This is a genomic window from Corynebacterium sp. HMSC077D03 (assembly GCF_001808545.1).
Classification (GTDB): domain Bacteria; phylum Actinomycetota; class Actinomycetes; order Mycobacteriales; family Mycobacteriaceae; genus Corynebacterium; species Corynebacterium simulans.
Window position 1 is genome coordinate 17,932 of sequence record NZ_KV793700.1, and the last position, 14,389, is coordinate 32,320.

Annotated in this window: 13 protein-coding genes; 4 read left to right on the forward strand and 9 right to left on the reverse strand. The window is 57.8% G+C overall.

The window, feature by feature from the left end; all coding sequences use genetic code 11:
* Nucleotides 1-33: 33 nt before the first annotated feature.
* From HMPREF2888_RS08660 to HMPREF2888_RS08680, 5 genes are all read right to left on the reverse strand, one after another.
* Entirely contained in the window at nt 34-990 is a 957-nt protein-coding gene (locus tag HMPREF2888_RS08660) for a hypothetical protein (RefSeq protein ID WP_061922132.1), read from the reverse strand.
* Complete coding sequence (locus HMPREF2888_RS08665) at nt 938-2,731, reverse strand: GmrSD restriction endonuclease domain-containing protein (protein WP_070518648.1); 1,794 nt, start codon at nt 2,729-2,731, stop codon at nt 938-940. The genes HMPREF2888_RS08660 and HMPREF2888_RS08665 overlap by 53 nt, the downstream gene beginning before the upstream one ends.
* 98 nt (nt 2,732-2,829) lie before the next feature.
* Complete coding sequence (gene ilvC / locus HMPREF2888_RS08670) at nt 2,830-3,843, reverse strand: ketol-acid reductoisomerase (protein ID WP_061922127.1); 1,014 nt, start codon at nt 3,841-3,843, stop codon at nt 2,830-2,832.
* Between the two features lie 91 nt (nt 3,844-3,934).
* Nucleotides 3,935-4,459 carry an acetolactate synthase small subunit gene (gene ilvN / locus HMPREF2888_RS08675; protein ID WP_061922124.1) on the reverse strand — a complete coding sequence of 175 codons (525 nt, stop codon included), beginning with the start codon at nt 4,457-4,459 and terminating at the stop codon, nt 3,935-3,937.
* The gene (locus tag HMPREF2888_RS08680; protein WP_061922122.1) at nt 4,456-6,219 is read right to left on the reverse strand and encodes an acetolactate synthase large subunit; all 1,764 of its coding nucleotides are present in this window, start codon (nt 6,217-6,219) and stop codon (nt 4,456-4,458) included. The genes ilvN and HMPREF2888_RS08680 overlap by 4 nt, the downstream gene beginning before the upstream one ends.
* Nucleotides 6,220-6,661: 442 nt before the next feature.
* On the opposite strand from HMPREF2888_RS08680, the gene HMPREF2888_RS08685 reads away from it, so the two are divergent.
* From HMPREF2888_RS08685 to HMPREF2888_RS08695, 3 genes are all read left to right on the forward strand, one after another.
* Nucleotides 6,662-7,234, forward strand: coding sequence for a PH domain-containing protein (locus HMPREF2888_RS08685; RefSeq protein ID WP_061922119.1), 573 nt, complete (start codon nt 6,662-6,664; stop codon nt 7,232-7,234).
* Nucleotides 7,235-7,250: 16 nt separating this feature from the next.
* Nucleotides 7,251-9,104, forward strand: a complete 1,854-nt coding sequence (gene ilvD / locus HMPREF2888_RS08690; RefSeq protein ID WP_061922116.1) for a dihydroxy-acid dehydratase — start codon at nt 7,251-7,253, stop codon at nt 9,102-9,104.
* A 79-nt stretch (nt 9,105-9,183) separates the two neighbouring features.
* On the forward strand, nt 9,184-10,452 hold the full coding sequence (locus HMPREF2888_RS08695) for a glycosyltransferase family 87 protein (protein ID WP_061922114.1): 1,269 nt from the start codon (nt 9,184-9,186) through the stop codon (nt 10,450-10,452).
* On the opposite strand, the gene HMPREF2888_RS08700 is transcribed toward HMPREF2888_RS08695, so the two are convergent.
* From HMPREF2888_RS08700 to HMPREF2888_RS08710, 3 genes are all read right to left on the reverse strand, one after another.
* Complete coding sequence (locus HMPREF2888_RS08700) at nt 10,407-10,727, reverse strand: transcriptional regulator (protein ID WP_061922111.1); 321 nt, start codon at nt 10,725-10,727, stop codon at nt 10,407-10,409. The genes HMPREF2888_RS08695 and HMPREF2888_RS08700 overlap by 46 nt on opposite strands.
* Nucleotides 10,720-11,175: a hypothetical protein gene (locus tag HMPREF2888_RS08705; RefSeq protein WP_061922108.1), complete on the reverse strand. Its 456-nt coding sequence runs from the start codon at nt 11,173-11,175 to the stop codon at nt 10,720-10,722. Before HMPREF2888_RS08705 ends, HMPREF2888_RS08700 begins: the two co-directional genes overlap by 8 nt.
* A 97-nt stretch (nt 11,176-11,272) precedes the next feature.
* Entirely contained in the window at nt 11,273-12,226 is a 954-nt protein-coding gene (locus HMPREF2888_RS08710) for a DoxX family protein (RefSeq protein ID WP_061922105.1), read from the reverse strand.
* Nucleotides 12,227-12,402: 176 nt separating this feature from the next.
* On the opposite strand from HMPREF2888_RS08710, the gene HMPREF2888_RS08715 reads away from it, so the two are divergent.
* Nucleotides 12,403-13,494, forward strand: coding sequence for a glutathione S-transferase family protein (locus HMPREF2888_RS08715; protein WP_061922102.1), 1,092 nt, complete (start codon nt 12,403-12,405; stop codon nt 13,492-13,494).
* Here the strand turns inward: HMPREF2888_RS08715 and HMPREF2888_RS08720 are convergent.
* Nucleotides 13,448-14,332, reverse strand: a complete 885-nt coding sequence (locus HMPREF2888_RS08720; RefSeq protein WP_061922099.1) for a LysR family transcriptional regulator ArgP — start codon at nt 14,330-14,332, stop codon at nt 13,448-13,450. The two genes, HMPREF2888_RS08715 and HMPREF2888_RS08720, sit on opposite strands and share 47 nt — an antisense overlap.
* Between the last annotated feature and the right edge of the window lie 57 nt (nt 14,333-14,389).

Below are 14,389 nucleotides of genomic sequence, written 5' to 3' on the forward strand. Positions count from 1 at the left end.
ATGAACCGTGTATACGTTGCAAGGAAGTGTAGTTTATCCCTGCCAGCCTTGAGCGATTTTTTCGCTAAATTCTTTCGGTTGACCGAATTCGGGGCCGAGGGCCACTACTGGCCCGTTTTCGAGACCGATAACCATGGCCGCGCCCACCTTGGTTGCCGTGGGATCCGGGTCCGGCATCATCAGAATGGTGCCGCCATATGCGTTGGCGTTGGCAACATTGACCAGCGGAGTCTGCGCCGTGGCAACGATGTTCGGCGCCATCTGCCCGTCCCTGCGGGTCTGGCCAGGAATAGCCGGCATCTTCTCGTGGGTTATCTCCTGCGGCAGCGGCTGCCATGCTGCCTTCAGCTCGAAGCGGTCGTTTGCATCCAGTCTCGCTACTTCCTCGACCATGCGTGCAGGATTCGCGATCACCTTCGAGGTAAAAGAATAGGCTGTGTATTCTCCCAGCGCCTTAGTGTTTCCCGGGTCATGGACAAATTGATGTTCGTGCTCATGGCCCGGATGGAAAGTATCGGCGAAGGGAACATCTCCCACAGTCACCACGAGGCCCGCACCGATGTCGTCGACCAAGCGCAGAATCTCGCTGCGGTTGGAATCGTCGTAGACCACCATCGGCGCACGCTGCGCGATAGCAATTGATGCCGCGCGCAGTTTTGCCGCGTCGGAATTTTCCGCCACGAACAAGGTATGCGACTTATTAAAGAAAAGCCGCGCTGATTCAATACCCCATTCGTCCTGAACCACCGTCACTTTATCGACGAATTTCGGGTCAATAAGCTGGTTCGTATTCTCCGCATGTGCACGCATCAAATCGATGTCTTCTTCTGACATCTCCGCCAACGCAGGCGTGACGAGCTTTTCCCCACGCCCTATGTCAGAGCATGCATAAAGCGTGGGAAGCATAAGCGCGGTTAACGACGCCGCGAGAACCTTCTTAACGCCCAAAAGCTCGCGGGCCTTCCTCACCGCCAGAGAGGTTGGCTTCATCAACGTCGCGGATTACCTCCTTGTCGAGCGCATATTCAACGATGCCGACGAAGCGTTCACGTCGATCCACGAAGAATTGCTCGGCCTTAGTCGAACGGAAAAGGTCGATGTTGAGCTCGTGCGAGGAAAGTACGGCGTCGAACTCGGCATCTTCCATGATCGACTTGGACTGTACACGCGGCAGGTAGCGCTCCGGCGCATAGCCATCCAGAACCACCTCGGTGCGCTTGCCCATCGGCGTGCGGTTCAAAACGGAGTTGGCAAGAACGTCACTGATGCCATGGCGCTTGCACCAGTTCAGCGGGAAGACCGGATAAAAGCCCGGCTTGAGCTCCTCGAAAGTCTTGCGGCTAAATTCGGTACCCGTGCGCCAATCGCGTGCACCGCGGGCCATGAGCAGCGCATAGAGACCGTGCCAGACTCCGTCGTGCTCACCCACCGAAAGCAGGCGGGACTCGCGGAAGGAAGCATCTTTCACGGTCTTCGGCATCTCCTCGGTATCGCCAGCAACCCAGGCGGTGACCTCGTCGACGTCGCGTGCCGCGCGCAGCATAACTGCTGAGGAGCCATAAAGCTCACCAAATACGCCACTCCAGAACCAACGGTTCAAACGGTCCCAGGACTTCTTATCCGCCAAGACGCCACGACGACCGGCCAGGCGAGCCAGAATCACGGCCAACGGAATGATCTGCTCGTTATAAGGCACCTGCTCCAGGCTCAAGATGCAGCGATCCGCCAAGAACTCTGCGACCTCGCGGAAGGTGATGCGCAATGTTGCCGAGGCATTCTTATACTCGTCCAGTGACAGCTGCAGTATATCCTCACGCTGCCCGCCGGCTGCTCCCTTCTGCCCGGAAACATATAGCGAGACCGCAGAAAGAAACTCGGTGCGCCCGATTCCGTCAAGCGCCGCGCACTTGCGCAGATCGGCCTCGACCAGCGCCCAATCATCCGCCAAATGGAACTTTGGATCCTCGGAGGCAAAGACTGCGGTGAGCAAATCGAATACGTCCATCTGCAGGCCGGCGGAGTTTGCCTGCGCAAAGATTGAGCCAATGCCCGCCTGCGCTGTCTCGCGGGAAAGACGAATCATCGGCACGTTATAGCCAGAAAGCGGACGCAGGATGCGGTTGTTAAAGGCCGCGACAACCTCGCGATTGACGCCGTCGCCGACTGCGGCCAGCTCGAAGAGCATGCTGGTGCCCTCTTCGCTCAGCAGCGCCGATACCGGAATGCAGCAAGCACTTAGCGCAGATTCACGGTCCACGATGGTGCCTTCAATAGCCGGCGCAAAGTGGGAGCAAACCTCACCGCGTTCATCGACGGCGAAGACAGCTTCATCCGGCATAACTTCATGCGAGATGGCCTTGCGCAAGTCCAGATAGAAGGTGCGGGTGACCTTCTTCGAACGGAAGTCGGTAGTGGCAACCGAGCCGTTGCCGCGGAAGCAATGATAGAGCGTGGTCAGACGCTGTTGACCATCCAACAATAAAAGTCCCGGGTTGACGCCGGTATCGGGAGCGCCCGCAAGCGCCCAGGGCTTAAAGCGCATGGGTTCGTTGCGCGTATCCAGCGCCATGAGCGCGCCTATGGGATATCCACGCAACACCGTAACGATGAGGGAACGGATGCGATCCTCGTCCCAGGAATATGAGCGCTGAAAGTCAGGAAGCTGAATATCGCCGCGGTCAATGCGTGCGAAGAGGTCGTTGAGGTCGTAGCTTGGCGTCGTAAAACCCATAACTTCGACAGTACCCTCGCTCACACGGCATTGCCCGTCCAGAAATATATCTCACATATTCGCAATCATTCAGACATCAAAGCCACACCGATGGCGTTCTAGAACCCGCCCTGCGCCGGCGTCTGCACCCAGCTCATGAGCTCACGCAGCTTCGTACCGGTCTCCTCCACTGGGTGCTGGGCAACCTTGGCGCGCATATCTTCCAGTTCCTTGTTGCCGCCTTCAACGTTCGCGACCAAGCGTCGCACAAAGGTGCCGTTCTGAATGTCAGTCAGCACATCCTTCATGCGTGCCTTCACGGAAGCGTCGATGATGCGAGGACCCGCCAGGAAACCGCCAAACTCAGCCGTATCAGAAATGGAATGATTCATGGCGCTCAGGCCACCTTCGTAAATGAGGTCTACGATGAGCTTGATCTCGTGCAGGACTTCAAAATAAGCCATTTCCGGCTCGTAGCCAGCCTCAGTCAGCGTCTCGAAGCCATACATAATTAACTGCTCGAGGGAGCCACACAGAACCGCCTGCTCGCCGAAGAGATCGGTTTCGGTCTCGGCCTTAAACGTCGTTGGAATGACGCCGGCACGAGCACCGCCAATAGCGGCAGCGTAGGAAAGCGTCAGATCGCGGCCTTCCCCACGCGGGTCCTGCTGCGTTGCAATCAAGCAAGGCACGCCCTTGCCGTCGATAAACTGGCGGCGCACCAGATGGCCCGGCCCCTTCGGCGCAACCATGCCGACCGTGATGGACTCATCCGGCTTGATGAGACCAAAGTGAATATTGAGTCCGTGGCCGAAGAAGATCGCGTTGCCAGGCTCCAGGTTGGGTGCAATATCCTCGGCAAAAATCTGCGCTTGCGAGGTATCCGGAGCAAGCAGCATGACGATGTCGGCCCACTGCGCAGCCTCAGCGTTGCTCATAACCTGGAAGCCAGCTTCTTCAGCCTGCTCTCGGAATGCAGACTCCTCGCGCAAGCCGATAGCAACCTCCACGCCGGAGTCGCGCAGGTTCTGCGCGTGCGCATGGCCTTGAGAGCCATAACCAATGACGGCGACTTTTCGATTCTGGATAATGGACAGGTCAGCGTCGGCTTCGTAAAAAGTCTCGATTGCCATTTCTTTAATTCCTTACTGTGTCAATGGTGGGTGTGGAACCTAAGTCCACTTGTACCACACTGTGAGATTGAATGTTCGTGTTGTGAGATTCTTATTTGGAGGGGGCCAGAGTCTTAGGCCCGCGCCCCAGCGCCACGTGGCCAGACTGCGCTAGTTCCCGGATGCCAAACGGCTCCAAGACGTCGAGCAATGCTCGTAGCTTACCCGGCGTACCGGTTGCCTCGACGACAACCGACTCTTGCGCGACGTCGACTATGCGGGCCCTAAAAACATTCACCGCATCCACAACCTGCGGGCGGTTCGTGTTGTCAGCATTGACCTTCACCAGCATGATCGCGCGGGCGATGCTTGCCTCTTCTTCCAGCTCCACCACCTTGAGAACCGGCACGATCTTATTCAGCTGCTTGGTCATCTGCTCGATAATGACGTCGCAGGCATCAACCACGATGGTAAGCCGGTTTATCCCCTCCACTTCGGTGCGCGCCGAGACGAGGGAAACTAAGCTGTAGCCGCGCCTGGTGAACATACCGGTCACGCGCGAGGCTATTCCCTCAATGTCCTGGACCAATACCGACAGGGTATGGCGAGTAACTTCATTCGTTGCTACCTGACTCACTTTTCTTCCCCAGCTTTCTCAAACAATGGGCGCAGACCCCGCGCGTATTCAATTTGTTCATTGGAAGCGCCACCGCCAATCATGGGCCACACTTGCGCATCGTGCCCCACGATGAAGTCGATGACCACCGGTCGGTCAGTTATCCCTCGCGCCCTGCGTATGGCAGGTGCCACCTCTTCCGGAGTGGTCACCCGAATCGCTTCGCATCCAAGAGCCTTGGCCAGTTGGACAAAGTCCGGCAGATACTCGTCAGGCTCGCGCAGCTTGGTGTGCGAGTAGTTCCGGTCATAGAAAAGGGTCTGCCATTGGCGCACCATACCCAGGTTGCCGTTGTTAATGACGGCCACCTTAAACGGCAGCCCCTCGATGGCGGCAGTGACCAATTCCTGATTGGTCATCTGAAAGCATCCATCACCATCAATTGCCCACACTTCTTTATCTGGACAGGCAGCCTTTGCCCCCAGCGCCGCGGGGACCGAATAGCCCATCGTTCCCGCGCCACCAGAATTCAGCCACGTACGTGGATGCTCAAAGTCAATAAACTGAGCCGACCACATCTGATGCTGACCAACTCCCGAGCAGTAAATGGCTTCAGGTCCAACAAGTTCGCTGAGTTGCTCAATCACATATTGCGGATTCATCAACCCATCCGGGGTCGGCTCGTAGCCACGCGGGAACTGCTCGCGCAGCCCCGCCAGATAACTCATCCACTCCCCAATCTCGGGCACGGCTAATTGATCATCCCGAACGAAAGCCTTCCACAACTGGATCAGCACCTCTTTGGCATCGCCAACGATGGGCACCTCGGCCGCACGAATCTTGCCTATTTCGGCTGGATCAATATCAGCGTGGATCACCTGCGCACGCGGAGCAAAGGTTGCCACTTCTCCCGTAACTCGATCATCAAAGCGCGCGCCGACCGCTATCAGAAGATCCGCTCGTTGCAGGGCGGCAACCGCAGATACAGTTCCGTGCATACCGGGCATACCGAAAAATTGCGGGTGCGTAGACGGGAATGCTCCCAAGGCCATGAGGGTAGTAACCACGGGGATACCAGTAAGCTCCGCAAACTCCCTTAGCTCCTGCGCAGCATTGGCCTTGATTACGCCACCGCCGACGTACAGCACCGGCGCCTTCGCCGAAGCAATCAGCTGGGCGGCCTGCGTAATCTGCCGCGGGTGCGGAATGGTGTTGGGCTTGTATCCTGGCAGATCAATTTCCGGCGGAAACTTGTACGCCACCCGCGCATTTTGCACGTCCTTAGGAATATCAACCAGGACCGGACCAGGCCGGCCTGTGGACGCCAAATGAAAGGCCGCAGCAATGGCAGTGGGGACCTCCTGCAGATCGGTGACGATGAAGTTGTGCTTGGTAATCGGCATCGTCACGCCCCTGATATCCGCTTCCTGAAAGGCGTCGGTGCCAAGGAGCCCAGTGCCCACCTGCCCCGTAATGGCCACCACCGGCACGGAGTCAAGGTTGGCGTCGGCAAGCGGCGTCACCAAGTTGGTCGCCCCAGGGCCAGACGTTGCGATCATGACGCCCGCCTTCCCTGAAGCTTGTGCATATCCCTCAGCGGCATGACCCGCACCCTGTTCATGACGCGTGAGCACGTGCCGCAGCTTCGCAGAACGGTTCAGCGCATCGTAGAGTGGCAGAACTGCGCCGCCTGGGATACCAAAAACAATCTCAGTACCAAGATCCTCTAGGGTCCGAACAATGGCCTCAGCGCCACTTAGCGTTGCCGGTTTCCCTGCAATGCAGAGGCTACCGTTGCCGGTGTCGGCATTTTTGTAGCAGCCACTTCTAAAACGCTCCTTTTACTTGGTCTCGGTATCTTTTGAGTTTTCTCCCCAATGGGTGGCGAGGAGTCTTTAAGCTTTCAGCGCCCAGGGTGCGGCGACGAGGCTTACAAGCTGACCAGAAATAACAAAAGCCCTCGTTCCAACTGCCTGGTAGGTAGTTGGCGAGGGCGTTTGCTTTTCGACGTCGCTAAAGAAGTTGCTCGGCGACTCGATGCGGCAAACGCCGCGCCGGTACTACTAGCTGAAGTCGAATAATGATCATGGCAATTACTATACACATACAGGTATTCAGAATATGGCAAATACCCCCATTTTTGGGATGTGCATCCCATAAAATGGGATTGTTCTGGTGAGGCGGTTTACACAGCACTATCCATGTGAATTAGCATAGGCAGCTATGACGCCATCTCACCCACGGAAAGCTGACTCCGCATCTACCGCGGACGCCCAGGCCACCCATGCCCAGGCAAAGGTATTCACACCCGCCCGCGACCACATCTTAGGAATTATCTTCCTCTCCGCCATCGCTTTGCTCAGCATCGGTTGGGCCCCAAAATACCTGGGATGGCTGCTCATCATCCCCATCCTCGGAATCTGGTGGGTTCTCAAGTCTCGCACCCGCGTGAGCGAAAAAGGCATCGCCATTAGCTACGCGTTCAAAGGCTCCAAGACCATCCCTTGGGAAGAGTTCTCTGGTATCGGCTTCCAGCGTGCACACGCCTTTGCGCGCACGAAGTCGGGCAAGCAGTACTCCCTTCCCGGCATCACCTTCAATTCTCTGCCTGAGCTTTCTAAGGCCTCGCGTGGTCGCATTCCCGACGCCCTGACTGCCGGGCGCGAGGCGGCCGACGAGAAAGTTGTTGTGGTCCACCGCGACGGCCAACAAGTCTTGATGAGCAAAGAAGAGTATGCCCGCCATCTAGCAAAGCACCCGGAGCTCAAGAAAGACGCTGGTCGCACTAATAAGTAAGGATGACCCACTCCCCATGTATCCGCTGCGCTCTAAAGTTACAACCGTAGGCAGGCAAGCCTCTGGCGCCAGAGCGCTCTGGCGCGCAACCGGCACCCAAGAACATGAGTTCGGCAAACCCATCGTGGCGATCGCAAACTCCTATACACAGTTTGTGCCCGGACACGTTCACCTTAAAAACGTCGGCGACATCGTAGCGGATGCAATCCGCGCCGCTGGTGGCGTGCCCAAGGAATTCAACACCATCGCAGTTGATGACGGCATCGCCATGGGCCACGGAGGCATGCTCTACTCCCTACCTTCGCGCGAGATCATCTCAGATTCCATCGAGTACATGGCCAACGCGCATACTGCCGACGCCTTGGTATGCATCTCCAATTGCGACAAAATCACCCCGGGCATGCTCAATGCCGCGCTTCGTCTCAATATCCCCACCATCTTCGTCTCCGGTGGCCCCATGGAGGCAGGCAAAGCAGTCGTCGTCGATGGCATTGCGCACGCGCCGACGGATCTCATTACTGCCATCACCGCCTCGGCATCCGAGGCAGTTTCAGACTCCGACCTACGCACCATCGAGGAATCCGCATGCCCGACGTGCGGCTCATGCTCTGGCATGTTCACCGCCAACTCGATGAATTGCCTTACCGAGGCTTTAGGTCTGGCACTGCCCGGAAACGGGACCACTCTGGCAACCCACACCGCGCGCAAGGAGCTTTTTACAAAGGCAGGCACCACCATCGTCGACATGTGTCGCCGTCACTACGGTGAAGAGGACGATTCCGTGCTGCCGCGCGCCATCGCAACGAAGGAAGCCTTTAGCAATGCCATGGCATTGGACATGGCCATGGGCGGGTCCACCAACACCATCTTGCACACTCTCGCCGCAGCACAGGAAGCGGAGGTTGATTTCACCCTCGAGGACATCAACGACATTTCCTACCGCGTACCGTGCCTATCTAAGGTGGCGCCCAACGGCACTTATCACATCGAGGACGTACACCGCGCCGGCGGCATCCCCGCCATCCTTGGTGAGCTGCGTCGCGCTGGCCACCTCCACCTGAAGGTGTACACCGCGCTCTACGACAACGCTGAACAGTGGTTGGACGACTGGGACATCCGTAACGACAAGGCTCTGGACAAGGCCCGCGAGCTCTTCTACGCCGCACCGGGTGGCGTGCGCACCACCAAACCTTTCTCCCAATCCAACCGCTGGGAGTCGCTGGATACCGACCAAGCCAATGGCTGCATCCATGATGCAGAGTACGCTTACTCCTCCGACGGTGGCCTCGTGGTCCTGCGCGGCAACCTCGCTCCGAATGGCGCCATCGTTAAGGCAGCGGGTGTCGAGGAAGAACTGTGGAAGTTCTCCGGCCCGGCCCGCGTGGTGGAGTCCCAAGAAGAAGCCGTCTCTATCATCCTGCGCCGCGAGATCAAGGCTGGCGATGTCATCGTCATCCGCTACGAAGGCCCCTCCGGTGGCCCCGGCATGCAGGAGATGCTGCACCCGACGTCCTTCCTCAAGGGCTCGGGTCTCGGCAAGGCATGCGCGCTGATTACCGACGGTCGTTTTTCTGGCGGCACCTCCGGACTCTCCATCGGACACATCTCCCCGGAGGCCGCACACGGTGGACTCATCGGCTTGGTCGAAGATGGCGATCAGATTTCCATCGACATCCACGCGCGCAAGCTCACCCTAGACATTGATGAGGCAGAAATTGAGCGCCGTCGCCAAGCGCAGCTGTCCCGCGAAAAACCCTGGACGCCCGTCTCCCGCAATCGCCCCGTCACCAAGGCACTGCGCGCCTACGCGGCGATGGCCACCTCGGCCGACCGCGGCGCAGTCCGCGTGGTCGATGGACACGTGAATTAGCCCAAATCATCACACTAACTTCGCCCATGCGCCACGTCCTACGCAGCGCATGGGCGAAAGTGTCCTATTGTTGATTCCGATGAAATCCGCGAATACTACGACTGCATCGGCGGCCAAATGGGCGCTGACCCTCTTCGGACTAATTGCCGGAACCATTGGAATGGTCAAGCACACGCGTATGACCGACTTCCCCATCGACATGGTGATCTACCGCGAAGGCGTCAAGGCATACATCGAGGGACGTTCGCTCTACTCCGAGCCAATGATGGCCGGTGACATTGCGCTGCCTTTTATCTACCCACCTTTCGGCGCGCTCGCGATGGTCCCGCTTACTGCGCCCGACTGGATCACCCACGATCTAGCCGGCGACATCATGAACATCCTGTCAGACCTGCTGCTTCTGGTCTGCCTCTATTTTGTATTCCGCGCGATTTTAAAGCGTCAAGACCTGTTGCTTCCCGTCGTTGCGCTGTGTTGGGCGGCTACCCTGGCATTTGAGCCGATTCGCCTCAACAATGGCTTTGCCCAGGTCAACATCGTGGTGATGGCATTAGTTGTCCTCGATCTGGTACCCCGCAAGCGTTTTCTGCCGCAGGGCATCCTCATCGGATTGGCTGCCGCCATCAAGATTACTCCGCTGGCGATGCTCCTTTATTTCTTGCTGCGCAAAGAACTGAAGCCGATCTTCGTTGCGATCGGCACAGCAACCGCGGCCACCCTCATCGCCGGCGCAGTGCGCTGGCAGGCCTTCGAGGAGTTTTTCACCTCCAAGCTGCTCGACATGGGCTCCGGCGCGGATTTCGGCGTGGCCACGGATTACCAGTCCAATAGCTCGCTCAAGGCGGTGGTCCAGCGCCTTTATACCTCCACGGAGGCAATGGAAAACAACAGCACCCTGATCAACCTCATCTGGTTGGTCGGCTCCCTCGCGGTGGTTGTGATTGGCGCACGCCTTATCCTGGCTCTTTTGAAACGCAACATGCTTGTCGACGCCCAGTTGGTCACCGCCCTCGTCATGCTGCTGATTTCCCCTGTCTCGTGGTCACACCACTGGGTCTGGCTGGCGCTTATCATCCCGGTCTTTACCTACCGCGCATGGACTTGGCGCAACCACACCTGGGTTGCGGGCTTTCTCCTCGCGGTAATGACGGCGTGGATCGCCATGGTTGTATCCGTCCCGCCGAAGTGGTGGTTCGGCGATTCCATCGACGTTCACAGCCAGCCCTACTATCAGAAGTTCTTGGTCGACGACTTCGTCTGGCTCACCTTCATCGCAGTAGCGCTCTTTGCCTACTGCCTGCGCTACGTCGCGGCTTCGCCTGCCATCTCGCGCAGAGCCGCCAAATGATTTGCAAAGGCCTCGCGGCCTTCGGCAGTCAGCATCACCCACACGGCGTCCTTCGACCGCGAGGAACCATATTCTCTAAAGCGGCTGACCAACCCTGCCTCTTCTAGCGTATTCAACTGCTTGGACAGCGTGGCGTCGGAAAGCCCCGTCTCATCACGCAGCGAGGAAAAGCGCATCTCCATGCGCATCGTGGCATCCGCCGCGCCATAAGCATTGAGCGTGGCGCAAATCTTAAAGCGGTTAATCGGGTGAATCACCGGATGAAGCTCAGGCATTGCCCACTGCTCGCTTCTGCAAATCCAGCGCACCGCTTTGCAGTGCCCAAAAAGCTCCGCACGCCCAGACCGCGGCCACAACGACCACCGCAACGACATTGCCCTTAATAAACGGGTTGAAAAGCATCGGGCTTAGCATAATGAACACGCCCAACATATAGCGCCTATCCGCCTTGGGCTGGTTGAGGGGATCTTGGCGCAGAGCGGGGCGCGTCTTCTTTTTACGCTCCACAACAATCGCAATGGCGCATATTACAACCAAAAAGACCACTAAAAAGGCTGCCAAGGGCGCTCCTTTGGGGAGAAGATTCATCGCGACGATCGAACCGGCTCCAAAAATCGCAATCAGAAAATATAGAAAAGTTTGTTTGCGGCTCGCCCGCGCGTTTACCTGCGTCTCGAAGTTCAAAGCTTCGAGAACGTCATCGGAGTTCTGCTTGTTTTCCATATAAGAAACTATGACACTTTCCACTATGGAAATCAAGGGGATCTAAAAAATCCGCCAGCCCAATGCGAGCCAGCGGATTCCTAAACTAAAGAGCGATTTAGGCCAGCGGATTAACGGCGGCGCCGAACCACCACAGCGCTACCAGCACGGCGATGCCGATGACCACGAAGATCCACGAGGTAGCTAGTGGGCGACGCGCCCAAGAACGTTTTGCGTCGAAGGAGATAAAGCCCGGGCCAGTAAACTGCAGTGCCACCGCAATAACGAACAGCACCAGCGACAGCCAGACGGAATCCGGCCAGTTGAAAATGTCCAGGCCAGCACCGGAGGCGGCCAGCTCGTGCAGCGCCATAAAGCCGGTAACGACGAGGCCAATCATTGCCGCAAAAGGAGTCACTAGGCCGAGCAGCAAGAAGGCGCCAGCGATAAGCTGCATCGTCGGAACCGCGATAGCCAGCGGGGATGCGAAAGCGTAATCAGCAAAGTCCGTTTCCAGGCCGGAAAGCCCTTCGCCGCCACCGAGCTTGAAGAAGGTGGTTGCACCGGCGATAAGCAAGTAAGCGCTCAGCGCGATACGCACGAAAAGCAGACCAAAGTCAATGGTTCCGCGGCGACCATACTCGCGGTAGCCATCACGGCGTACCTGCTCGTCTTCGTTGGTCTCGACAGCAGTCTCATCCACCGATTCTTCATCCTCATCGAGGTCAGCCGCGCTAGCCGGCATCGCAGTGGTAGCAAAGTCCTCGTCACCGTAGACAGGTTCCGGCACCTCTTCTACCTTCTCCACCTTCTCCGTCTTTGGGTCCTCCGCACGCAGCGTCTCAAACTGCCGGGTTTCAGTAGCCTCTTCCTCAGCCTCTTCCTCCCCGAGGGCCGTCTCTGGCACAGTCTGCGCGTTCGGCTTAATCTCCTGCGGCTCGGCGCGGCCGGCACGCTTAAACAAGCGGGACCGGGTGGGCTTTTCTTCAGCCTTCGCGTCTGCGTTATAGGTCGGGATATCGAGATCGTCGTCGAAGCTCGTTGCTTTATCGGGTACGTTCTTATCGCTCATACTTCAAACTTAGGGCAGCACCCAGCGCAAATGTTGCACATCACACGGCGCGGCGCGGGCTAGCCATAGATTTTTATTGCCGTCTTGGCCACTTCCATTTAAAGGATGTACCATCGAGAAATAAACTTTGTTGACACGTATACAAAACTGCGCAGACCACTGGAGGGCCACTCGAAATGAGCACCAATTCAAACCCCGACTGGGCCGGCGACGCTAAAAATGCCTCACCCGACGGCGAATTTATCCGCGATACCAACTACATCGAAGACAGGATCTCCGGCCGGGTAAGCGAGGTGACCGCCCAAGAAAACGGCACCTTCCGCTGGCCACTAGAGTCCGGACGATACCGCCTGATTGCCGCCCGCGCCTGCCCATGGGCACACCGCGCCGTTATCACCCGCCGCCTCATGGGGCTGGAAGACGCCATCTCCTTGGGCCTGGCCGGCCCCACCCATGACATCCGCTCCTGGACCTTCGACCTTGATCCGGGCGAAGTAGATCCGGTCCTCGGCATCGCGCGCCTTCAGGAGGCATACTTCAACCGCTACCCCGATTACCCACGTGGAATCACGGTCCCTGCGCTCGTCGAAGAGTCAACGAAGCGCGTGGTCACCAATGATTATTCTTCCATGGTGCGCGACTTCATCAAGGAGTGGACACCATTCCAGCGCGCCGGTGCGCCGAATCTTTACCCGGACGAGCACGCTGCCGAAATTGAAGAGCTAAACGACTATATCTTCCATAACATCAACAACGGCGTGTACCGTTGCGGCTTCGCCGGCTCCCAGGATGCCTACGAAAAGGCATACGCAGACCTCTGGGAGGCGCTCGATTGGGTTGAAAAGCGCTTGGGCACCCAGCGCTACATGGTCGGAGACCACATCACCGAGACCGATATCCGCCTTTTCGTCACGCTGATCCGATTTGATCCCGTCTACTACTCCCATTTCAAGTGCTCGCGGGCCAAGATGGCGGAAATGCCCAACATCCGCGGCTACCTGCAGGAGCTCTTCCAGCTTCCGGGATTCGGTGATACCACCGACTTCACTGAGATAAAGCAGCACTATTTCATGGTCCACACCGAGATCAACCCCACCAAGATTGTCCCGGTTGGCCCCAATATGGACTGGCTCATGCAGCCACATGACCGCGGGCGATTTAGCGGTCAGCCTTTTGCTGCAGGCACCCAGCTTCCAGGACCACTCCCTGCTGGCGAGGAGATTAAGAATCCTGAGCCCTTCCAGCGCCAACTTGCCGCAAAACACTAGAGGCAGCAATCACTGTCTCGGTGAGATGCTCGAGCATCTCTGACTCCAGGCGCCAGCGCTGCCAGTAGAGATCGATGTCCATCGGCTTATCATCCAAGACCTTTAGCTCCCCGGCGTCGATAAGCGGCCGCGCCTGCAGCTCACTGACTAGGCCCCACCCCAAGCCGTAACGCACAGCGTCGAGATAGCCCTCGGAAGAAGGAATCTGTGAGACCCGCGCGCGGATGACATGCGAATCAATAAATCGCTCCCGCATCGCATCGTCCAAAATCTGATCATTGGGGCCATATCCCACCAGCGGCATTGTCTCCCATGACTCAAACCCTTCAGCCAGGTTCGGGGCCGCCACCGCGAAATAACGCAGCGAACCCAAGTAGGTCGACTCGCAGCCGGAGACCGGCGCATGCTCGCGGGTGATCGCACCCAGCACGTCGCCGCGATGCAGCATGGCCAGGCTGCGCGCTTCATCTTCAATGCGGATGCGCAGCGCCACCTCGCCGCGCTTGGCGACGTCGCGCACCACCTGCTTGAACCACGTGGCCAAGGAATCAGAATTGACCGCTACGGTAAGCGGCACGCGAGCTAGCCGGGCCTGCAGACGGGCGTCTGTCTCCGCCTGCAACAACGCCATGCGCCGGGCCGACTGCAGCAAAATCTCCCCCGCCTCGGTTGCCGTAACAGGCGTGGAGCGATGCAGAAGAATACGGCCCGTCTTCTGCTCAAGCGCCTTGATGCGCTGACTAACCGCCGAAGGAGTGATTCCCAACACTGCGGCCGCAACTTCAAAGCTGCCCTCTTCTAAAATCACCAGCAAAGTTTCCAAATGCACCGGGTTCATGAAGCTATTCTAAATCAGCTTTAGAATCATTAACTAGACTTCAGAACACTGCTCAGG

Excerpts from the sequence above, each read along its gene's own strand:
- ilvD (WP_061922116.1), top strand. The coding sequence starts at position 7,251 with ATGTATCCGCTGCGCTCTAAAGTTACAACCGTAGGCAGGCAAGCCTCT.
- HMPREF2888_RS08720 (WP_061922099.1), bottom strand. The coding sequence starts at position 14,332 with ATGAACCCGGTGCATTTGGAAACTTTGCTGGTGATTTTAGAAGAGGGC.
- HMPREF2888_RS08685 (WP_061922119.1), top strand. The coding sequence starts at position 6,662 with ATGACGCCATCTCACCCACGGAAAGCTGACTCCGCATCTACCGCGGAC.
- HMPREF2888_RS08665 (WP_070518648.1), bottom strand. The coding sequence starts at position 2,731 with ATGGGTTTTACGACGCCAAGCTACGACCTCAACGACCTCTTCGCACGC.
- HMPREF2888_RS08715 (WP_061922102.1), top strand. The coding sequence starts at position 12,403 with ATGAGCACCAATTCAAACCCCGACTGGGCCGGCGACGCTAAAAATGCC.
- HMPREF2888_RS08695 (WP_061922114.1), top strand. The coding sequence starts at position 9,184 with ATGAAATCCGCGAATACTACGACTGCATCGGCGGCCAAATGGGCGCTG.
- ilvC (WP_061922127.1), bottom strand. The coding sequence starts at position 3,843 with ATGGCAATCGAGACTTTTTACGAAGCCGACGCTGACCTGTCCATTATC.
- HMPREF2888_RS08660 (WP_061922132.1), bottom strand. The coding sequence starts at position 990 with ATGAAGCCAACCTCTCTGGCGGTGAGGAAGGCCCGCGAGCTTTTGGGC.
- HMPREF2888_RS08710 (WP_061922105.1), bottom strand. The coding sequence starts at position 12,226 with ATGAGCGATAAGAACGTACCCGATAAAGCAACGAGCTTCGACGACGAT.
- HMPREF2888_RS08705 (WP_061922108.1), bottom strand. The coding sequence starts at position 11,175 with ATGGAAAACAAGCAGAACTCCGATGACGTTCTCGAAGCTTTGAACTTC.
- HMPREF2888_RS08700 (WP_061922111.1), bottom strand. The coding sequence starts at position 10,727 with ATGCCTGAGCTTCATCCGGTGATTCACCCGATTAACCGCTTTAAGATT.